This is a genomic window from Lentihominibacter hominis, assembly GCF_014385065.1.
Lineage (GTDB): Bacteria > Bacillota > Clostridia > Peptostreptococcales > Anaerovoracaceae > Lentihominibacter > Lentihominibacter hominis.
Genome location: NZ_JACRTA010000001.1, coordinates 630,199 through 651,581 on the forward strand (window position 1 = coordinate 630,199; position 21,383 = coordinate 651,581).

Sequence of the window (21,383 nt, forward strand, 5' to 3'; positions counted from 1 at the left end):
TTATCTATTATATATTACAGTATACTGTATGTGTACAGTCAAGGAAATTTTAAATCAGCCTGAAGAAAATGAACGGCGTTCCCCATGAGTGGAACGCCGTCATGATAAATGATAAAACGCTATACATTGACTGCACTGCAATAGATACCGGTGAAACAAGAAATCACGCTACTTATCCGCCAGCTTCTGAGTAAAATCCGACATTGCCTCGGAGATCTTTATCTGTTGCGGACAGACTGCCTCACATTGTCTGCATCCTATACATGCATTCGGTTTCTTATCATCAGGAAGAGCACTGAGAGCCATAGGCGCCAGAAAGCCCCCTTCTGTAAAAGTATGCTCATTATACAGCTTCAAAAGATCCGGAATATTAAGTCCTTTAGGGCAATGACTGGTACAGTAATGACATGCTGTGCAAGGCAATACTTTTTCACCCAGCATTTCCTCTGCGATCTTCTGAAGTTCCTCCATCTCCTTATCATTTAAAGGTCTGTCCGCTTCAAAGGTTTCTATATTGCTTTTTAACTGGTGAAAATCTGACATTCCCGACAAAATTACTTTCACAGATGGAATAGACTGAAGAAATCTAAACGCCCAAGCGGGAATCGCCTCATCAGGCCTAAGATCTTTCAGTTTTTTCTCCTGCTCTTCAGTAAGCCTTGCAAGGCGTCCTCCGCGCAAAGGCTCCATCACCCATACAGGTATTCCATATTCCTCCAGCAAATCCAGTTTTTCATCAGCTTTCTGAAAAGTCAAATCCAGATAATTAAGCTGTACCTGACAAAATTCCATTCTATCTCCGTATTTTTCAAGGAATCTCTCAGTTACATCAAAACTTCCATGTACAGAGAAGCCCAGGTGTTTTATCCTGCCATTGCGCTTCTGTTGCCATAAGTAATCCATAATACCGTATTTTTCGTCCAAATACTGCTCTATATTCATTTCGCAGACATTATGAAAAAGGTAAAAATCAAAATACTCCACACGACATTTTTCCAGCTGTTTTTCAAATATACTTTCTACCTTATCCATATTCGAAAGATCATACCCCGGAAATTTATCTGCCAAATAAAATGATTCCCTAGGGTATTCACTGAGAACTTCCCCCATTACCAGCTCAGAATTTCCTGCATGGTAGCCCCATGCTGTATCATAATAATTTATACCCTTTTCCATAGCATAGGCTACCATTTCTCTGGTCTTATCAGTATCAATTTTTGAATCATCACCTTTTTCTACCGGAAGCCTCATGGCTCCCATTCCAAGAGCTGATAATTTTTTATCTTTAAAATCTTTATATATCATGGTTATCCTCCTACACTCATTCCTTATCTGACCATACTTCCATAGCCATGCGGAATGCCGCCCAAGCCTTAGGCCACCCGGCATAAAAAGCCGCATGTGTCAAAATTTCCGCTATTTCCGTTTCTGTAATTCCATTATCTTTAGCAGACTTCAGATGATATCTGAAAGAAGAATCCACAAGTCCCTGGGACATAAGCGCCACTACTGTTACAAGGCTCCTGTCTCTTAGAGACAGTTCATCTTCACGGCTCCACACCTGACCGAATAATATATCATCATTAAGCTGCGCAAATTTAGGGGCGAATTCTCCGAGAGCCTCTCTTCCTGCCGTCTGTTTTTTCATTTTTTTGCCTCCTGACATATTTACTTTAACTTATCATAATCGTCTCTGTCTACTGCTTCCATCCATTCATTGACAGCTCCTTCCGCCGGCACTTCAATGGCAATATGCTGAAACCAGCTGTCTTTTGCAGCTCCATGCCAGTGTTTCACATTCGGCGGAATGTTCACTGTGTCCCCTGCACACAATTTTCTTGCTTCTTTCCCCCATTCCTGATACCAGCCCCTTCCGGCTGTGACAAGCAATATCTGACCGCCTCCCTCAGTGGCTTTATGTATATGCCAGTGATTACGGCATCCCGGCTCAAATGTAACATTTGCTATACCTACCTGATGGGAAGATAACATACTCAGATAACTCTTTCCATCAAAAAACTCAGCAAATGCAGTATTTTCTTCTCCTATATCAAATACTGCCCCAGGGCCCAGCTTCTTTTTAATCGTCTCTGTATCCATAATTTTACCTCCTTGCAGAATCTGTTTTTATAGTTCCGGTTTATCCTTTTATTTTAAAATCATTTCTTTTTAATTTATATATAAGATAGTCCAGACATTCTATCTGACGCTGTATCTTATGACTGTCAGACAGCAGGCGTTTTCTATGGTGAAACAATACCGCAAGCTGATCTTCACACGTTCCGTTTCTGCGGCACCTGATGAACTTTTCCGTTTCTGCGCTGCCGCATCCGGAATCTTCCAGCATTTGTCTTAAAACCTTTATCTCATTATCCGATAACATTTTTCATGCCTCCCGTTACTCTGATTTTATTCCAATTTTATATTAATAGCAAATACCTATAAACTATTACTTGCCATAATTTTTAAGAATACTTATAATGATTTTAAAAGAAACACTTTATATGCATAAGAAAGGTTATAATTGATGGAACTTCGTGTCTTACGGTATTTTCTCGCTGTAGCGAGAGAACAAAATATAACAGCGGCAGCAGAAACGCTACACGTAACTCAGCCAACCCTGTCAAAACAGTTGATGGAGCTGGAAAACGAGCTTGGAAAAAAACTGTTTATAAGAGGAAACCGAAAAATAACACTTACTGAAGACGGTATGTTTCTGCGCAAACGAGCTCAGGAGATAATAGAACTCACTGATAAAACAGAAGCCGCATTTAACGGGGGACCGGAAACCATTTCCGGTGAAATCTTCATCGGAGGAGGCGAAACAGAAGCCATACGATATATAGGCAGAGCCTTGCATCGAATGCGAAGCCTCTATCCTGACGTTCGCTTCAGTCTATTCAGCGGGAACGGGGAAGATGTATCAGAAAGGCTTGATAAAGGACTTCTGGATTTTGGCCTTTTTGTAGGAATGACAAATCTTAAAAAATATGATTATTTGCAGCTGCCTTATTATCACAAGTGGGGAGTATTGATGAGAAAAGATGATCCCTTAGCACAGCTTGAAGCCATTTCTCCGGAAAATCTTCAGAAAATTCCTATTATCTGTTCCAGACAGGCGCTGATACAAAATGAACTTTCGGGCTGGCTGGGTAAACCGTTTGAAAGTCTGGATATCATCGGAACTTATAATCTGATATATAATGCTTCCATCATGACAGAAGAAGGACTTGGATATGCACTGTGCATTGATAAACTGTTGGAACTTTTTGAAAACAGCAGCCTATGTTTCCGTCCCTTTGAACCTGCCATAAAAGCAGAACTGTTCATAGCATGGAAAAAATATCAGATCTTTTCATCCGCCGCAAAAAAAATGCTCGAGATACTTCAGCAGGAACTGGATTAAATTATCCGGCGTCATGAAAATCTGTAAAAATATATAATTTTTATTTAAGGAGGACTTCATGTCAACAAAAAATCTGATTTTGAAAGCTCTAAGAGAAAACAACCATGGTTATCTCTCAGGAGAAACACTTTCCAACCATCTGGATATATCACGCACTGCCGTATGGAAAGCAATAAAAGCACTCAGAGAAGAAGGTTATATAATACAAGCTGTAACAAACAAAGGTTATAAACTCATAGAAGAAGACGGCATCATTACCGAAGAAAATCTCCGGGCATTCCTTCCCGCAAACTATAAAAACAATGATATTCATATATATGATACACTGGATTCCACCAATACGAAAGCAAAGCAGCTGGCGCTGGAAAAAGCGCCTCATGGTACCACAATAATAGCTTTGCAGCAAACCGCAGGAAAGGGCAGGCTGGGAAGAAGTTTCTTCTCTCCCAGAGAGGGAATATATCTCAGCATTATAATCAAACCCACCTTTGATCTAAGCAGATCAATTCTGGTTACTGCAGCTGCAGCAGTGGCCGTTGCTGAAGCAGTAGAATGTGTCTGCAAACAGAAAACAGAAATAAAATGGGTGAATGATGTTTATCTGAAAGGAAAAAAAATATGCGGAATTCTGACCGAAGGGATAACCGACTTTGAAACAGGCCAGATAGATGCTCTCGTAATAGGTATAGGGGTCAATACTACAGTAAAAGGTTTCCCGGACAATATCCTTAATACTGTTGGGGCAGTAGAAGGAGATTATTCTAAAGCAGCACTGGCCGCTGAAATAATCTCTAAAACTCTTCATTTTACCGAAAATCTCGAGAAACGTACCTTTGTTAATTCATATAAACAAAAAAGCCTAGTCATCGGAAAAGATATACGAGTATATAAAGGAAGATATAACATCAGTCCCGAAGATGAGCTTCCCGGTCTGCCTGCCAAAGCCATCGGTATAGATGACGACGGATGCCTGATAGTCCTTTATCCTGATGGTCAAAAAGAAACTTTATCTACAGGAGAAATATCCATAAGATTATAATATTTTTAACAAATAAGGATATCAACATGACAAGTTAGTACGATTTCTTTGTTTTTTTCCGCAACTAAGTTTGCTTTTCTTATGAAACCTATAGACAATTTTTTAACTATACTGTAAAATCACCTTATAAAATTTTAATTAGTCTGAATTATCTACCGTTACAGCTATCTAATGTAGAAAGGGCAAACCATTATGGATCATGAGAAAATGAGTAAAACAATCGACGAGATAGTAGCTCGTCACGGCGACAGAAAACCTATCGTCGCTATTTTACAAGACATCCAGGAAGAATACAGATATCTTCCAAAGGAAGCGCTGTTTTATCTGGCTGATAAAATTGATACCAGTATCGCAAAAATTTACAGCGTTGCGACTTTTTACGAGAATTTTTCACTGGAACCGAAAGGAAAGTACGTTATCAAGATATGTGACGGAACAGCATGTCACGTAAGAAAATCTATCCCTATTTTAAATGCACTGAGGAATAAGCTCAGCTTGTCAGAGACTCAGAAGACAACTCCCGATGGTCTCTTTACTGTTGAAACGGTATCATGTCTGGGCGCCTGTGGGCTGGCTCCTGTAATGACTGTAAACGATAAAGTTTACCCTGCCATGACTCCCGAATCAGCCACAGCTTTACTTGAAGAACTGAAATAGGAGGAACCAATGAAAATAACAGATAGAAAACATTTAGACCAATACAGAAAAGAATTTCTTGCTCATATAGACACACAGAAGAAAAAAGTGTATGTATGCGGAGGAACAGGCTGCGTTGCAGGCGGTTCCATGGAAATTTATGATGAACTGAAAAAACTCATAGAAGAAAACGGCCTCAACTGTGATATTTCTTTGGATTCCGATGCGTGCGAAGGCAGTATAGGTCTTAAGAAAAGCGGATGTCATGGTTTCTGTGAAATGGGTCCGGTACTCAGAATAGAACCTTCCAAACTATTCTACCTTAAAGTCAAAAAAGAAGACTGTCAGGAAATTGTAGAGAAATCTATTGTAGACGATGATATTGTAGAACGTCTTATATACAGCAGAGACGGTATACAGTATCCTGAGCAGGAAGAGATTCCGTTTTATAAACATCAGACTAGGCTCGTTCTTGAAGACTGCGGACAGATTGATGCACAATCTATAAAAGAGTACATAGCCTACGGCGGATACACTTCCCTTGAAAAATCCATGTTTGATATGACAAAAGACGAAGTCATAAATGTAATCACAGATTCCAATCTCAGAGGAAGAGGAGGCGCAGGATTCCCTGCAGGACGAAAATGGTCACAAGTAAAGGCTCAAAAATCACCTGTAAAATATGTTGTATGCAATGGAGATGAAGGAGATCCCGGCGCATTTATGGACAGAAGCATCATGGAAGGTGATCCTCATAAAATGCTTGAAGGTATGATGATAGCCGGATATGCTTCAGGGGCCACAGAGGGATACATATATGTAAGGGCGGAATATCCTCTTGCCGTAGAAAGACTGACCAATGCCATCAATCAGGCAAGGGACATCGGACTTCTTGGAGAAAATATACTGGGATCAGGTTTTGATTTTGACATACATATCGTAAAGGGAGCCGGAGCCTTCGTATGTGGAGAAGGAAGTGCTCTGACCACATCAATAGAAGGAAACAGAGGAATGCCTCGTGTTAAACCTCCAAGAACCGTCGAACATGGTCTTTACGGCAAACCAACACTTCTCAACAATGTTGAAACATTTGCGAATGTTCCCATCATTATAGATAAGGGCGCCGACTGGTATAAAACAATAGGACCTGAAAGAAGTCCGGGAACAAAGGCTTTCGCTCTGACAGGCAATATCGTAAATACCGGACTTATAGAAGTTCCTATGGGAACAACTTTAAGACAGGTAATATACGATATTGGAGGGGGAATCAGAGGCGGTAAAAAGTTTAAGGCCGTACAGATCGGAGGTCCTTCCGGCGGATGTCTCACAGAAGAGCATCTGGAACTTCCTCTCGATTTTGACAGTCTGAAAAAAGTAGGAGCAATGATAGGTTCAGGCGGACTTGTAGTAATGGACGAAGATACATGTATGGTAGAGGTAGCCAGATTCTTTATGAATTTCACCCAGAACGAGTCATGTGGAAAATGCGTTCCTTGCCGTGAGGGAACCAGAAGAATGCTTGATATTCTCGAAAAAATCGTTGCCGGGAACGGAGAGTTATCTGATCTGGAAACATTGGAGCAGCTTGCCGACACTGTTACGGCAACAGCTCTTTGCGGATTGGGCAAAACCGCGGCTAATCCGGTTAAATCAACCATTAAATATTTCAGAGATGAATATATAGAACATATAGTTGAAAAAAAATGCAGAACAGGAAACTGTCAAGCATTAAAAACAATTTATATCGATAAAGGACTCTGCAAGGGATGTTCGCTTTGTTCGAGAGTCTGTCCTGTAAATGCCATTTCCGGTAAAGTAAAGGAACCGTTTGAGATTGATCCCGCCACATGTATTAAATGCGGAGCATGTATAGAAAAATGTAAGTTCAACGCAATTAAGGAGGGCTAAAGAATGAGTGCTATTAACAAACCAAGAACTATGATCGTCAATGGAAGACCTGTTCCTATAGAAGGTGAAAAAACACTTTTGGATCTGATCCGAAAAGCCGGATTCGACGTTCCCACTCTATGTCACCATTCACAGCTTTCTACCTTCGGCGCCTGCAGAATGTGCATAGTAGAAGATAAAAAGGGCGGAATCATAGCATCCTGCTCCACTCCGCCGAAAGCCGGAATGGAAATAAAAACCAACACTCCACGAATCAGGGAATACAGAAAAATGATTCTGGAACTTATGCTGGCAGACCATAACAGGGATTGTATCACCTGTGAAAAAAGAAGAGACTGCGAGCTTCTCAATCAGGCTCAGCGTTTCGGAGTAGATACTGTACGTTTTGAAACCTACAGTATGGACGGAACAAAAGATATGTCCTCTCCTGCTATCATAAGACATCCTGATAAATGTATCCTCTGCGGAGACTGCATACGTGTATGCGACGAAATACAAAATGTCGGAGCTATGGACTTTGTCAACAGAGGTTCGAATATGGAAGTAATGCCTGCCTTTGATATGCCTATAGCGGAAACCAACTGTGTCAACTGCGGACAGTGTTCCGCTGTATGTCCTACAGCTGCCATCACTATACGAAGCAATCTTCCTGAGCTTTGGGAAATGCTTAATGATGACAATATCATCGTTCAGGCTCAAATAGCTCCTGCTGTAAGAGTCGCTCTCGGTGACGATTTTAATTTCCCTTACGGGACCAATGTCATGGGAAAAATTGTAGCAGCTCTCAGAAAATTAGGTTTCGATGAAGTATATGATACAGCTACAAGTGCAGATCTTACAGTAATAGAAGAAGCTGCTGAATTCGTAGAAAGACTGAATTCAGGAGAAAAACTCCCACTCTTCACATCATGTTGTCCTGCATGGGTAAAATATGCAGAAAACAAACACCCTGAACTTATGGATAATATATCCAGCTGCAAATCACCTATGGAAATGTTTGGATCTGTATTGAAAGAAAAGGCAAAGAAGGATGCCGCAGGCAAAAAAAATAACAAAATCGTTAAAAATATAGCCATAATGCCTTGTACCGCAAAAAAATATGAAATACAGCGTGAAGACCTCAAGATGAACGGAGAGCAAGTCGTAGATCTTTCCATCACAACTCATGAACTCGCTACACTGATTATTGAATCCGGTCTCAATTTTAAGGATCTCCAGCCTGAAGCTGTCGATATGCCATTTGGTATTGCCAGCGGAGCCGGTGTTATATTCGGTGTAACAGGTGGTGTAACAGAGGCTGTCATCAGAAATGTAGTAAACCCTGAAAACAGATCTGAACTTGATGAAATCGCATTTACAGGCGTACGCGGACTGGAAGGTGTAAAAGAAGTCAAACTTCCATTCGGAGAAGAGAGAGTTCTTTCCATTGCTATCGTAAACGGTCTCAGAAATGCAGAAAACCTTATAAAAGCAATACAATCCGGTGAAGCTTATTATGATTTCGTAGAAGTCATGGCATGTCAAGGAGGCTGTATAGCCGGAGCAGGTCAGCCATTCGTTATCGGAAGAGCAAGACCTGAAAGATCTGAAGGCATGTACAATGCAGACAAAATGTCAAATGTCCGTACATCACAGGCAAATCCCGTTACAGAAGCACTTTATAACGACCTCCTTTCAGGAGACAATGCGCACAGACTGCTACATTACAAATAATACTTATCAATAAAAAGACAAGACCTTCACACAATCATACTGAAGGTCTTGTCTTTTATATATCCGCTTTGTATCACAGATCTGTAAGTTCCATATCTCCACATGTTCCTATAGGAACAGCGCCATCTATATAATTTACAACTTCTTCCATCATAAGTCTGTCAAACCATCCGCAAAGTTCTATGAATCCAATTCTTCGCCTTGCCAGCTTTGCGGCAACCTCTTTGGCTTGCTTGAGATCTTTAACAAAAACTGCCGTAGTTATGCACTCATCGCACTCCAAATTCACTTTCTTGGGAGTCTCTACCCCTTCCATCTGTATGATAATTCCGTAATCCTTAAATGACTGCAGTTTATTTAATTTAGCAAGTTCATCGATAGAATATTTGGCATTATCTATCTGCACACCTTCCCCTGCATCTTCTCTCATATAAGCAACAGTCTCATCATCAAAATCACCACATAGATTAATAAGAGTAAAACCTCTGGCAACCAGCTTTTTTATATATTCTTTTCCCGCTTCCATGCCATCCACACCTGCGATGATACTATAGCTCTTATGATTTTTATATACAGCCGAATAAGTTTCGGGAGACTGTCCCGGAACATTAATTAAAAAAGCAAACTTTAACATCTAAAACCTCCAAAAATATATTTCTCCTGATATTTAAAGATATATTATCACCTTGCTATCCCTTGTGCAAGCAGCAAAAACTTTACCGAAACAAGTGATTAAAAATTTCATCACATCAACGACAAATTTCTTTACTATAATAACTCTGTATAATCTTAAGTTTTAAAAATAAAAAAGGAAATATTTATATGGAACTTCTAACTACGGCCGTACAGATGGCCGGTATATATTTTACAACTGCTGTTCGATGGATTTTTTTATTTCTGTCAGCGTTCATACTTATAAGACAGATACGTTCACTGCTGCAGGCCCGGAACCCTTCCGAGATCTGGGCTTACTTAGGATGTCCCGATGGCAGCAGCGTTCCTCTGACTCACTGGGAAAATCTAATCGGCAGAGGCCGAGGCTGCGATATCATATTGAATCTCACAAGTGTTTCCCGCAGCCACGCTACTCTTATAAGAGATTCCGACGGAATCTGGAAATATAATGACCTTAATTCTAAAAATGGTTCTAAAATAAACGGAAATCCCGTAAAAAAAGCTACTGTCTTAAAAGCCGGAGATGTTCTTACCATTGGAGGATCAGATTTCACACTGTATCCGGTAAGTCTCCAGGAACGTATGTCAAATATAGAACGGCGCAGACGGAAAACTCGTCCGGTATCACCATGGCCTTCTCTTGTAGCATTAAGTATATTTCAGCTGCTGGCAGTCATACAGTTTAAAATATCCTTGGGAGAAAACTTCCCTGCCAATCTGCCTATAGCATTTGCCCTTCTCTGCGGCCTTATGTGGTTTTATGTAATTTTCATGAGAGTTCTTAAAAGAGTAGGATTTGAAATGGAAATAATCGCATTTTTCCTTTCTACCCTAAGCCTTGCAGTTACAGCTTCCGCCTATCCCGGCTCTGTTTTCAAACAGGCCGTATGTGTAATTTTGGGACTGGGCCTTTTCTTTGGACTTTGCTGGTATCTGAGAGATCTCAACAGAGCTAAGAAGATTACATATATACTTATGGCGGTCAGCGTCTTTCTGCTGATAATAAATCTCGCTCTCGGTACCATAAAATATGGAGCACAAAACTGGGTTCAAATAGGAGGCTTTTCATTCCAGCCGTCTGAGCTTGTTAAAATTGTATTCGTATATGTGGGAGCAGCTACATTAGATGAACTGCAGCAAAGAAAAAATCTAACTATATTTATGGCTTTCTCTGTATTTTGCCTTGGCTGCCTTGCAATAATGGGGGACTTCGGTACAGCAATCATCTTCTTTGTCACATTTCTCGTTATCTCGTTCCTCAGAAGCGGAGACTTCTCTAAACTCATACTGATCGTAGGCGCCGCAGGGCTCATGGGCCTCATGGTGCTGAGGTTTAAACCATATATAGGTGCAAGATTCGAAACATGGGGGCATGTATGGGAAGATCCCACAGCAGGGGGATTCCAGCAGGTCCAGACTATGACCTCTGCCGCAAGCGGAGGGCTTCTTGGCCTTGGCGCCGGGGAAGGCAATCTCAGTGATGTAGCAGCAGCCAGCACAGATCTTGTATTCGGACTCTTAAGTGAAGAGTGGGGTCTTATAATAGCTATTCTCTCAGTATTATGCATAATAACTCTGGGAATCTTTGCAGTGCGCGCTATAATAGCAGGAAGATCTACATATTATAGTATCGCTGCCTGCGCTGCAACGTCCATGTTTATATTCCAAACCATACTCAATGTGTTCGGATCTGTAGACCTGCTGCCTCTCACAGGAGTTACTTTTCCATTTGTATCATCGGGAGGTACCAGTATGATAGCCTCGTGGGGACTTCTTGCTTTCCTCAAAGCAGCTGATACACGACAAAACGCCAGCTTTGCCATAAGGTTGGACAAAAAAGGAGAATTTGAGCAGGAACTCGAAGGCGGTAGCCTTGAAGATCCTGATGAACTTTACCGATCAATACCTAAAGCTTCAAAAATCAGAAAGCCTTCTTCAAAACGAAGATTCGAAAATACTACAGTAGTAAAAAAATCACGGAAAGCTGACAGAAAACCAATACAATATACAGATTTTTCCGATGAAGATTTTTTCGAAAGTTTCGAACATCCGTCACAGCAAAAAAACAGACCTTCCCGGCAGTCCCAACGTCCACGGCCATCGCAATCACTGCAGGATCATCATAATGACTCGCCGGTAACTCTGGATGATATTTTTGGAGGTGACGATAAATGAAAAAAATAGAAAAGCGTGCCATCATGTGTCTTCTTCTGGCAGGTGTTCTACTTATAGGCGTAGGAATATTTTCTTACAGGTACTTTGCCCACGGCGATGACTGGGCATCATATGAAGGCAACAGAGATGTATATAACGAAGGAGATCTTTCCAAAGGGAAACTCTATGATGTCAACGGGAATCTTCTCATGCAAAACACCACTGACGGCATGATATACAATGACAATACTTCTATTCGAAAAGCACTGATGCATATAACAGGAGATAAAGATAATAACATATCCACAGGAGCCAACAGAGCTTTCACCGATGAACTCATAGGCTATGATTTCATCAACGGTGTCTATTCCCTCAACAATGCAGGAAAAGATGTTACACTCACGCTGGATGCAGACGTGTGTGCCACAGCTTATGAAGCTCTTAACGGACGCAACGGTACAGTAGGCGTATATAACTATAAAACAGGGGAAATCATCTGTATGGTAAGTGCTCCTACATACGATCCCATCGATCCGCCCGCCTCTCCGGAAGACGGTGTATATATAAACAGACTGACATCAGCAACCTTTGTTCCCGGTTCTATATTTAAACTTGTTACAGCGGCAGCCGCTATAGAAAATCTTGACGACGCTTACACCTGGGAATTCAATTGTACCGGCTCAGTAAGCTATGGAGGTAATTATAAAGTCACGGATCTTCAAGCCCACGGAACCGTAAATCTCGAGAAGGCTCTGGAAGTTTCATGCAACTGTTACTTCGGACAGCTTGCCGAAAAGCTGGGACCTGCGCTGATGGAGGAGTATACAAAAAAAGCGGGACTTACAAGTTCATATGACATAGACGGAATAAAGACCAGCGAAGGAACGTTTGAATTTCCCGACAGCGGCATGAATCTGGCATGGACCGGTATAGGACAGTGGAAAGATATGATAAATCCATGTGCGATGATGATATATATGGGAGCAATCGCAAACGGAGGTGAAGCGACACTTCCAACCATTATAAAGCCAACTTCTTTCATAGATAAACAACTTGCCAAGTTACCTATGTTCGGAATAAAAACCAAGAGCATGATCGATTCATCTACGGCCTCTTCTTTGACGGAAATGATGGCAAACAATGTATCTGCTCATTACGGTTCAGAAAATTATCCGGGATTGAATATATGTGCAAAAACAGGAACAGCAGAAGTCGGCAACAACAAAAGACCTCATGCATGGTTTGCAGGCTTTCTTAATGATGAAACCAATCCGTATGCTTTTATCGTCATGGTAGAAAACGGAGGATACGGAGCTGATGCGGCAGGATCAGTTGCAAACAAGGTTCTTCAGGATATCGTTAACTAAGGAAAAAAACGCCCACTTCTTAATAAAGTGAGCGTTTTTTTATTTATAACTCAGATCACAATTCTGATCTGTGACTTCTACCCATGTATTGCCTACCGTAAATTTGAATTCGTTGCCTTCATTATCTTTAAAAATGGTTCTGGAATCAAGATCTTCTCTGGACCATGTGCCCTTAACTGCAACTCCTCCCGTAAACAGTATGGCTTCGCCGCCTGCGCACATATCTATCTTCAGTCTGCCTTTACTGTCAAGGACAGAGCTGCTGACTTTCTGCACCAGAACATTGCTCGCTGTTATAGACTCTCCTGTCTCATGATCTATATACTTTTTACCTGCGAGAGTCCGAGTATATTTCCCCGAAGATTCATCATATGTAAACTCAAATTTACTTTCAGCATATTTGAAGGTCAATGAAGTCGCTTCCTCGCCCTCGTTGGTCTGAGCTCCTTTGAGGAAGTCAAAAGAACGAATATCCTGTTTTTCATCCCACCACCCCTGTTGATCTATTTTGGCTTTTACTTCTTCCCATTTTATATAGGAATTATGAGGAGCACTTTTATCACTGACTCTATAAAATTCGCAGTCACTGTTCATGGCGTTTATATAAGGAACAACATCTGACATCAGATAGGACTTCGCTTCAGGGCTCCATCCATGCGCCAGAAAAATTCCTTTGTATTCTCTGGCCAGATCTACAAAATACGGTCTTGTACTCCTTATGGGTCCAAATTCTTCAGGAAACTGTCCGTAATATACAGCCTGAAGCCTTGTCTGCTTTCCTTCAACAGGAAACTCGTAAACCATATCTGTTTTAGACAGCCACGATTGAGGAACAGCATCTCCTACGTTATCTATCGAAACTATCAGTGGTCTGGCCGGTAAATCTTCACTGCTTACTTCACCGGTAAGAGGATTTATGATTTCTTCTTTATCTTTTATTCCGGGAAGCCCTCCGATGATCTTTCCGCCAAGAGAAACAATTCCTATCGCTCCTACAATCACCACCAGTGCTGCCAAGATTATCACAAACACGGATAATTTACCGGGCTTTCTCCTTCTTCGCCTTTTTCTTGAAGTTTCCATCATTCTTCATCTTTCCCTTTCAGAGTTTATTTGTTATACTGTATTGTACCATATCTTAGGAGGACTTAGAACAATGAAATATGATTTTTCGCCGAAGGGCGTCTGTCCTACAAAGCTTGAATTCGAACTGGACGGAAACATAGTAAAAAATGTACACTTCAAAGGAGGTTGCAGCGGCAACCTCAAGGCTCTTGCGGCACTTACGGAGGGAATGACGGTAGATCAGGTCAAAGAACGTCTGCTTGGTATAACCTGCGGTTCAAAAAAAACCTCATGCTCAGATCAGTTTGCCCAGGCCTTGATGGAGGCGCAGAAAAAAGAACAAGCCAAATAGGAGGCCATGAAGAATGGGAAATCTGTTCATCAAATTATTTGTCAGGGATTACGAAAATACTTCTGATCCTAAAGTACGTGAAAGATACGGTAAGTTTGCCGGCGTAGTTGGTATCATTTCCAATGTAGTTCTCTGCACCATGAAGATACTTATCGGTATTTTTTCCAGCAGTATCGCCATAATCGCCGACGGCATAAACAATCTTGCCGATGCATCATCATCACTGATGACACTGATAGGATTCAAGCTGGCATCACAACCCGAAGACGAAAATCATCCATACGGACACGCCCGCATTGAATATCTCACCGGACTTTTCGTATCTATTCTTATAATAATTTTAGGCGTACAGCTTCTGAAAACATCTATTGAAAAAATACTTGATCCTGAAATCCTTGAATTCAGCTATATCACCATAATCACTCTTGTGATCGCCATAGTTATCAAACTATGGCAGTCTATGTTTAATAAAAATATAGGAAAAAGAATTAATTCGGTCACACTGATAGCTACAGGTGCTGATAGCAGAAATGACGTGATTGCCACAGGAGTCGTTCTCATAAGCGTTCTGGTGGGGAAATTCACCGACCTTAAGATAGATGGATATATGGGATGTCTTGTTGCTCTGTTTATCATATGGTCAGGCATACAGCTGGTGAGAGAAACTTCCAGCCCTCTGCTGGGAGAAGCCCCTGATGAAACGCTGGTCTCAGACATAGCCGAAACCGTCATGAGAGAACCATGTGTTTTAGGTATACATGATCTCATCGTCCATAATTACGGACCGGGAAAAATATTTGCCTCTATACATGTAGAAGTAGATGCCGACGGAGATCTTATGAAAAGCCACGATATGATAGACAATATAGAACGGCTTGTGAAAGAAACACTTCATATAGAATTTGTTATTCACATGGATCCTGTGAAAACCAATGACCCACTCATCAATAAACTTCGTGCAATTATAGAGGAGGCATTCTCTCCCCTTGAAGGAGTAGAGAGCATACATGATTTCAGGATAGTTCCCGGCCCTACTCATACCAACGTAATTTTTGATGTAGTACTTTCAACAAAATGCAGATACCCTGAAAAACAAATTCTCAGAATTGCCAATAATGCCGTGAAAGCGGTCGATAACAAATACTTTGCCGTCATAACATTTGACAAAGCATATACTAAAATTTAAAACAGCATAAAAGCGTATGACTATCCATCATACGCTTTTTTAAGCATTCTTATTTCTCTCTCATACCCGTCGAGCTCATTAGGTGTTTCCAGTATACACGGACGGCCTTTAAGCTTTGGATGATTGATTACCCTCACTATCGCATCATAACCTATACATCCTTCACCTATTTTGGCATGTCTGTCTTTATGCGCTCCTACAGGATTGAGACTGTCATTGATATGAAGCGCATGAAGCTTATCAAGTCCTATGATATTATCAAACTCCTCTACTACCCCATCCAGATTATTTATTATATCATACCCTGCGTCACTTACATGACATGTGTCAAAACAAACACCTATCTTTTCTTTTATCTTTACCCCATCTATTATAGCCCGAAGTTCTTCAAACTTTCCCCCGATCTCGCTGCCTTTACCCGCCATGGTTTCCAAAAGTATCACAGTATTCTGATGAGGTGTTATTATCTCATTTAGCAGCTGCGTTATTAGCTCTATACCTTTCTCCACTCCCTGTCCCACATGACTGCCCGGATGAAAATTATAATAGTTTCCCGGAATATGCTCCATACGCTGCATATCATCTGACATCGCTGTATAAGCAAACGCTCTTACCTTTTCAGTAGCCGAGCAGGGATTCAGAGTATATGGGGCATGAGCTACCAGTCTGGCAAAATTATGTTCAGCTGCAAGCTCTAAGAATCTCTTCACATCATTTTCATCAATGTCTTTAGCCCTGCCGCCTCTTGGATTCCTCGTAAAAAACTGGAATGTGTCGGCACCTATTTTTAAAGCTTCTTTTCCCATATGCTCAAAGCCTTTGACTGAGGATAAATGACATCCTATATTAAACATTTCGCCATCCTTTATTCTATATCTACAGGCTCAAAAACTTCAGGCCCCTGTCCGCAAAGCGGGCATACGAAATTTTCAGGGAGTGTATCTCCCTCATAGATATATCCACAAATAGTGCAGACAAAACCTTTTTTCTTTTCTGGTTTTATCTTTTCATTTTCATCATCAAAAATCTCTTCAGCATTATCTAATGATTTCTTCTTTGAAATCATTTCAGCAGCCAGCTCTTTTATCTGTTTCCGACTCTTATCGTTTATCGCCGATAATATAGTTACGTTGTTTTCAGCCATGTTGATATCCTTAGAACCTTCAAAAGCTTTTTTCATTATCTTTATAGCCATAGGCGCCCATGTTCCGTTTTCTATAAGCCCTACCGTTCTGTTCTGATAATTTCTCTCCTTAAGATGTTCTATAAATTCCTTCATGAACGGGAATATATCAGAATTATAAGTAGTAGTAGCCAGAATCATCCTGTCATATCTGAAAGCGTCCTCCACAGCTTCGGCCATATCACACCTTGCAAGATCATTGACAACCACAGTTTCCTCTCCCGCAGCTTTGAGTTCCTGTTCCAGCAATTCGACAGCGCTCTTGGTATTACCGTAAACTGAAGTATAGCATATACAAACCCCTGACGTTTCAGGTCTGTAACTTGACCATATGTCATAAAGACCTATGTAATACTCAAGATCTTTATCCAACACCGGTCCATGAAGCGGGCATATAATCTTTATATCAAGATCTGCCGCTTTCTTAAGTACATTCTGAACCTGAGCTCCGTACTTCCCGACAATACCTATATAATATCTTCTTGCTTCACATGCCCAGTCATCATCAGCAGAGTCCAGCGCCCCGAATTTTCCAAATCCATCAGCTGAGAAAAGGATCTGCTCCTTTGATTCATATGTCATCATTACTTCCGGCCAATGCACCATAGGCGCAAATATGAAATTAAGCTGATGATTTCCAAGTGCAAGAACATCGCCATCCTGAACGATCATTTTATTTTCCACTGTCATCCCCGGAAAAAACTGCGATATCATATTAAAAGTCTTCTTATTTCCTACTATAGTTACATCAGGATATTTCTCTTTTAAAGCCTTTATTGATGCCGAATGATCAGGCTCCATATGCTGCACCACCAGATAATCAAGAGCTTCTCCTCCAAGCGCCTCCTCCACGTTAGCCAGCCACTCTTCAGTCTTTCTCTTATCTATGGTATCAATGACAACGTTTTTCTCGTCTTTTATGATGTATGAATTATACGCCATACCTTCAGGTACTTTATACTGGCCCTCGAACAGGTCAATATCGTGATCGTTGGCCCCCACATATATAATCGAATCCGTAACATTATTCATCATTGCTGATTCCTCCTTCAACATATTCATTTACAATACTTTTATCGAATCTCCGGTTTTCACTTTTCCGGCTTTTATCACCTTGATAAAAATTCCCTCTCTCGGCATCACACAGTCTCCCGCCAATTCTCTTATAGCACATCCGTGATGGCATTCCTTTCCAATCTGGGTTACCTCTCCTTCAGCTTCACCTATTTTAAGCTTCGTTCCCACAGGAAGCGTATAAAGCTCTATACCTTCCGTAAGAATATTCTCGGCAAAATCCCCGCTTTTCAATTCAAAATCAAGTGATTTCTGTACCTTTTCCACGCTTTCAGCCGCCAGAAGGCTTACCTGTCTATGCCAATTTCCTGCATGAGCATCACCTTCAATACCATGATTCACTTTCAGATAGGCTTCTCCTATATCGTGCTTCTGCACGCCCTTTTTTTCACTTATGCACACTGCTTTAACTTTCCCGTCCGGCAAATGGATAGCAGCGCAGTCGCCGGATTCTCCCAAAAGGACTTCCACGCCATGTTTTACAGGCTTTATAACTGCTTCAAGGCATTCCGAAGCAGCTTTCCTGCTCCCTGGCAAATTTATTATGAGAGTTCGCTTCCTCAGACCTGCCGTCGCTCTTGAAAGCATTCCCATAGGAGTTATCCTCATGCTTTCAGCTCTCATCGCCTCCGGAATACCTCTGACTTCTCTGTCAACAACTGCCATAGTAGCTTCCGGGGTCACATCTCTTACAGAAAAACCTGTACCTCCTGTAGTTACTGTCAGCGTCACCTGCAACTCATCAGCGCATTTCAACAATTCTGACTTTATCTTTTCCATATCATCAGGAATGAGAGTTCTGTATTCCACCGACCAGCCGTTCTCTTGCAGTATTCTAACTACCGCGTCACCTGCGGTATCTTCTCTCAATCCCTGCGAACCTTTATCACTCATAGTTATTACCGCTGCTCTGTAATCCATATTCCCTCCTGTCTGATATCTCCGCTTTTGCCTCCTGTCTTTGAAAGAAGGCATATCCTGTCTATGATCATATCTTTTTGTACAGCCTTGCACATATCATAAACTGTAAGGGCTGCTGCAGAAACTGCTGTCAAAGCCTCCATCTCTACGCCGGTTACGCCTCTGCACTTTACTTGCGCTTTTATTTCAACGGCCGGAATTTCTCTGTTTAGTTTAAACTTTATATCCACTCCGTTAAGCATAAGCGGATGGCACATAGGAATTATATCCGACGTTTTCTTAGCTGCCATTATACCGGCTATCTGAGCCGCAGCAAGTACATCCCCCTTTTTAAGACCTCCGTTTTCAATCAAATCGAAAGTTTCCCTATTTACAAGAACCCTGCCGGCCGCTACAGCGATACGCTCTGTTTCAGACTTGCTGCCCACATCCACCATTCTGGCTCTGCCATCATCATTAAAATGAGTGAAGTCTGCCATCATCAACCTCCTATACTATTCATATTTCTTCCGGCATGACTCGGATTGTCAGCATCCAGATGATCTCTCATCTGTGGTTTCTGCAATATAGCATCCTGCATCACTAATTCCATCTCTGCCCGGCTCTTTCCTTTTATGGAAATTTCAGCATCCGAATGAAGACATGGTTTCAGCATCCCGTCAGCCGTTAACCTTATCTTGTTGCATTCCCTGCAAAATTCACAGCTTATAGGCCGTATAAGTCCAATCCTGCCCATAGCCCCCGGCAGGCTGTACATCACCGCCACACCGTCAGAACAACCCAGCGGTCTCAGCTTTGGAACTTCAGATAATACACTCTGACAGCTTATAAACTTTGCTTTATCAAAGTCCATGCCTCCGCCTATTGGCATCAGTTCTATAAATCTTACTTCCAAAGGCCTGTCGCATGTCAAGGCCACAAAATCTTTTATCTCATCATCATTAAATCCGCCCATAAGAACTGTATTTATCTTTACCTTTTCAAATCCCGCTTCAAAAGCCGCATCTACGCCATCCAAAGCTTCCCGAAGGTCACCAATTCTTGTTATCTCTCTGTATTTATCAGGATCCAGAGTATCCAAACTGATATTAACTCTGTTTACCCCGGCATCTTTAAGTTCTCTGCCATATCTGGGAAGTAAAGTTCCATTTGTCGTTATGCATAATTCTCTGACGCCCTCTATGGCTGCTATCTGCCTGCAGAGACTGACAATCCCTCGTTTCACCAGCGGCTCTCCACCCGTTATTCTTATCTTGCTTATTCCAAGAGAAACCGCAGCCTTTACCGCATCTACGGTTTCTTCAGCCGTCATCATTTCTTCATGATCCCTTTTGACGATACCTTCTTCAGGCATACAATATCTGCACCTGAGATTACATAGTTCTGTCACCGAGATCCGCATATAATCTATTTTTCTTCCGTAATTGTCTATCATAGATCTATAGTTTCTCCATTCTAACCACATTATATCAGAAAAGAACCCGGGAGTCAGCAATTGTTTTGCTGGTATTGACCCATTAATCGTACTGGATTTTAGTCTGTTGACTTTTCACACAACAAACTTCATAATTATATTACAGGAAGAAAAGAGAGTGTATTGATTTGGATAAAACAAAAGAAAACAAAGCAAAAAATAAAAGCTTTAGCCGTCCTTGTGTCTATATCTTAAGATGTGGCGACGGCACATTTTATACGGGCTGGTCCAATGATTTTAACAAACGCTTATCGGCTCACAGAGACGGAAAAGGAGCAAAATACACAAAGGGCAGAGGCCCGCTCTGCCCTGTATATCTTGAATATTTCCCCGATAAAATATCCGCTATGAAACGTGAAGCCGCCATAAAAAAAATGTCACGTCTTAAGAAAACGAAGCTGCTTAATTCATCGAAAAATTTGCTGAAAAAAAGCTGATCCGACTGATATTCTTACTCAAAAAAGCTGCCGCAAGTCCAATATACCTTGCAGGCAGCTTTTTTTCATCTATTAAAATTAATACCCCTTCATAATATCACAGCTTGCAGATATCAATCTGCCGTCATTGGGACAGCCCAGCCTGCTCTTCAAGCAGAGCTTTAAATGTATCAGCAGAGTTTCCGTAAGATTTGATATCTTTAGAAAGCTTCTCTGCAGCCGCTTCCTCGTCTACAGATACCGTAACGGTTTCATCAGCTTCTCCCGAAGAAATCAGAGAATACGTCCATTGTACCTGTCCTACAGATGGTACCAGCGCCATGATCTGCTGAGCGCACTTCTTCATATTCCCGTCTAAAACTTTTTTTCCGGTTTTCTGTACAGAATCCTCCAGCGACACAGATAATATATGCATATCACCTTCTGTTTTAATGGTAGCATTATACTTACCGGCTACACTTTCGAGTCCCATAGTCTCCAGAAGTTTCACCACAGCTGCAGTATCATTGACATCTGAGACCAGACAGCCATAGAGCTTATCGGCATACTCCGAAGAAGAATCTATCACCATATTCTGTGAACTCACCGTGTCTACACTGCTTTGGGCAGAAACCTCTTTGTCTCCGTTTACCATACTCACGGAAAACAGAATGGCCGCAAACCCGATTATCACTGCGATCAGTCCCATGAGAACCCACTTTACAGCACGTTTGTTGTTGATAAGTTTTCCCATCACACTATATCCTCGCTTTTTATATGATGATACAGTTATACCATTTTTTTATGACGAGTA

General features: G+C 41.4%; 22 protein-coding genes. 10 read left to right on the forward strand and 12 right to left on the reverse strand.

Annotated features, from left to right (window positions below):
• Positions 1 to 168: 168 nt before the first annotated feature.
• Genes H8692_RS03025 through H8692_RS03040 form a run of 4 tightly spaced genes read right to left on the reverse strand, consistent with a single transcriptional unit; the run spans position 169 to position 2,383 of the window.
• On the reverse strand, positions 169 to 1,305 hold the full coding sequence (locus H8692_RS03025) for an aldo/keto reductase (protein ID WP_177267803.1): 1,137 nt from the start codon (positions 1,303 to 1,305) through the stop codon (positions 169 to 171).
• Positions 1,306 to 1,321: 16 nt separating this feature from the next.
• On the reverse strand, positions 1,322 to 1,648 hold the full coding sequence (locus tag H8692_RS03030) for a carboxymuconolactone decarboxylase family protein (RefSeq protein ID WP_177267804.1): 327 nt from the start codon (positions 1,646 to 1,648) through the stop codon (positions 1,322 to 1,324).
• A 20-nt stretch (positions 1,649 to 1,668) separates the two neighbouring features.
• The gene (locus tag H8692_RS03035; protein ID WP_187524963.1) at positions 1,669 to 2,100 is read right to left on the reverse strand and encodes a cupin domain-containing protein; all 432 of its coding nucleotides are present in this window, start codon (positions 2,098 to 2,100) and stop codon (positions 1,669 to 1,671) included.
• Positions 2,101 to 2,140: 40 nt separating this feature from the next.
• On the reverse strand, positions 2,141 to 2,383 hold the full coding sequence (locus H8692_RS03040) for a hypothetical protein (RefSeq protein WP_187524964.1): 243 nt from the start codon (positions 2,381 to 2,383) through the stop codon (positions 2,141 to 2,143).
• A gap of 144 nt (positions 2,384 to 2,527) precedes the next feature.
• On the opposite strand from H8692_RS03040, the gene H8692_RS03045 reads away from it, so the two are divergent.
• The 5 genes from H8692_RS03045 (at position 2,528) to H8692_RS03065 (ending at position 8,702) form a co-directional block, all read left to right on the forward strand.
• Positions 2,528 to 3,406: a LysR family transcriptional regulator gene (locus H8692_RS03045; protein ID WP_187525124.1), complete on the forward strand. Its 879-nt coding sequence runs from the start codon at positions 2,528 to 2,530 to the stop codon at positions 3,404 to 3,406.
• Between the two features lie 58 nt (positions 3,407 to 3,464).
• Positions 3,465 to 4,445, forward strand: coding sequence for a biotin--[acetyl-CoA-carboxylase] ligase (locus H8692_RS03050; protein ID WP_177267807.1), 981 nt, complete (start codon positions 3,465 to 3,467; stop codon positions 4,443 to 4,445).
• A gap of 207 nt (positions 4,446 to 4,652) precedes the next feature.
• Entirely contained in the window at positions 4,653 to 5,102 is a 450-nt protein-coding gene (locus tag H8692_RS03055; protein ID WP_177267808.1) for a complex I 24 kDa subunit family protein, read from the forward strand.
• Positions 5,103 to 5,111: 9 nt separating this feature from the next.
• Positions 5,112 to 6,989, forward strand: coding sequence for an NADH-quinone oxidoreductase subunit NuoF (gene nuoF, locus H8692_RS03060; protein ID WP_177267809.1), 1,878 nt, complete (start codon positions 5,112 to 5,114; stop codon positions 6,987 to 6,989).
• A 3-nt stretch (positions 6,990 to 6,992) separates the two neighbouring features.
• Positions 6,993 to 8,702 carry a [FeFe] hydrogenase, group A gene (locus H8692_RS03065; protein WP_177267810.1) on the forward strand — a complete coding sequence of 570 codons (1,710 nt, stop codon included), beginning with the start codon at positions 6,993 to 6,995 and terminating at the stop codon, positions 8,700 to 8,702.
• A 73-nt stretch (positions 8,703 to 8,775) separates the two neighbouring features.
• Here H8692_RS03065 and H8692_RS03070 read toward each other — a convergent pair whose 3' ends face one another.
• Positions 8,776 to 9,336: a DUF6506 family protein gene (locus H8692_RS03070; protein ID WP_177267812.1), complete on the reverse strand. Its 561-nt coding sequence runs from the start codon at positions 9,334 to 9,336 to the stop codon at positions 8,776 to 8,778.
• Between the two features lie 188 nt (positions 9,337 to 9,524).
• Here H8692_RS03070 and H8692_RS03075 point away from each other — a divergent pair, with 188 nt between their 5' ends.
• Both H8692_RS03075 and H8692_RS03080 read left to right on the forward strand, forming a co-directional pair.
• Positions 9,525 to 11,552 (forward strand): FtsW/RodA/SpoVE family cell cycle protein, encoded by a 2,028-nt coding sequence (locus H8692_RS03075; RefSeq protein ID WP_187524965.1) that lies wholly within the window; start codon positions 9,525 to 9,527, stop codon positions 11,550 to 11,552.
• On the forward strand, positions 11,549 to 12,898 hold the full coding sequence (locus tag H8692_RS03080; RefSeq protein ID WP_187524966.1) for a penicillin-binding transpeptidase domain-containing protein: 1,350 nt from the start codon (positions 11,549 to 11,551) through the stop codon (positions 12,896 to 12,898). Before H8692_RS03075 ends, H8692_RS03080 begins: the two co-directional genes overlap by 4 nt.
• A gap of 39 nt (positions 12,899 to 12,937) precedes the next feature.
• Here the strand turns inward: H8692_RS03080 and H8692_RS03085 are convergent, their stop codons facing one another.
• Complete coding sequence (locus tag H8692_RS03085) at positions 12,938 to 13,984, reverse strand: DUF3048 domain-containing protein (RefSeq protein ID WP_177267815.1); 1,047 nt, start codon at positions 13,982 to 13,984, stop codon at positions 12,938 to 12,940.
• 70 nt (positions 13,985 to 14,054) lie between these two features.
• Between H8692_RS03085 and H8692_RS03090 the strand changes: the two genes are divergently transcribed.
• Both H8692_RS03090 and H8692_RS03095 read left to right on the forward strand, forming a co-directional pair.
• Positions 14,055 to 14,315 carry a TIGR03905 family TSCPD domain-containing protein gene (locus H8692_RS03090; RefSeq protein WP_187524967.1) on the forward strand — a complete coding sequence of 87 codons (261 nt, stop codon included), beginning with the start codon at positions 14,055 to 14,057 and terminating at the stop codon, positions 14,313 to 14,315.
• A gap of 13 nt (positions 14,316 to 14,328) precedes the next feature.
• Positions 14,329 to 15,501, forward strand: coding sequence for a cation diffusion facilitator family transporter (locus H8692_RS03095; RefSeq protein WP_177267817.1), 1,173 nt, complete (start codon positions 14,329 to 14,331; stop codon positions 15,499 to 15,501).
• A gap of 20 nt (positions 15,502 to 15,521) precedes the next feature.
• Here H8692_RS03095 and H8692_RS03100 read toward each other — a convergent pair whose 3' ends face one another.
• Genes H8692_RS03100 through moaA form a run of 5 tightly spaced genes read right to left on the reverse strand, consistent with a single transcriptional unit; the run spans position 15,522 to position 20,114 of the window.
• Complete coding sequence (locus H8692_RS03100) at positions 15,522 to 16,355, reverse strand: deoxyribonuclease IV (RefSeq protein WP_177267818.1); 834 nt, start codon at positions 16,353 to 16,355, stop codon at positions 15,522 to 15,524.
• A gap of 11 nt (positions 16,356 to 16,366) precedes the next feature.
• Positions 16,367 to 17,719, reverse strand: a complete 1,353-nt coding sequence (locus H8692_RS03105) for an oxygen-binding di-iron domain-containing protein (protein WP_243206879.1) — start codon at positions 17,717 to 17,719, stop codon at positions 16,367 to 16,369.
• 27 nt (positions 17,720 to 17,746) lie between these two features.
• Positions 17,747 to 18,679 (reverse strand): molybdenum cofactor synthesis domain-containing protein, encoded by a 933-nt coding sequence (locus tag H8692_RS11025; protein ID WP_465250883.1) that lies wholly within the window; start codon positions 18,677 to 18,679, stop codon positions 17,747 to 17,749.
• Positions 18,658 to 19,161 carry a cyclic pyranopterin monophosphate synthase MoaC gene (gene moaC, locus H8692_RS03120; RefSeq protein ID WP_465250884.1) on the reverse strand — a complete coding sequence of 168 codons (504 nt, stop codon included), beginning with the start codon at positions 19,159 to 19,161 and terminating at the stop codon, positions 18,658 to 18,660. Before moaC ends, H8692_RS11025 begins: the two co-directional genes overlap by 22 nt.
• Positions 19,161 to 20,114, reverse strand: coding sequence for a GTP 3',8-cyclase MoaA (gene moaA, locus H8692_RS03125; RefSeq protein WP_177267820.1), 954 nt, complete (start codon positions 20,112 to 20,114; stop codon positions 19,161 to 19,163). The genes moaC and moaA overlap by 1 nt, the downstream gene beginning before the upstream one ends.
• Positions 20,115 to 20,281: 167 nt before the next feature.
• Between moaA and H8692_RS03130 the strand changes: the two genes are divergently transcribed.
• A complete protein-coding gene (locus tag H8692_RS03130; RefSeq protein ID WP_177267821.1) occupies positions 20,282 to 20,590 on the forward strand; it encodes a GIY-YIG nuclease family protein in 309 nt (102 codons plus the stop codon).
• A gap of 124 nt (positions 20,591 to 20,714) precedes the next feature.
• Here H8692_RS03130 and H8692_RS03135 read toward each other — a convergent pair whose 3' ends face one another.
• A complete protein-coding gene (locus H8692_RS03135) occupies positions 20,715 to 21,323 on the reverse strand; it encodes a DUF4825 domain-containing protein (RefSeq protein ID WP_187524968.1) in 609 nt (202 codons plus the stop codon).
• Positions 21,324 to 21,383: the final 60 nt, after the last annotated feature.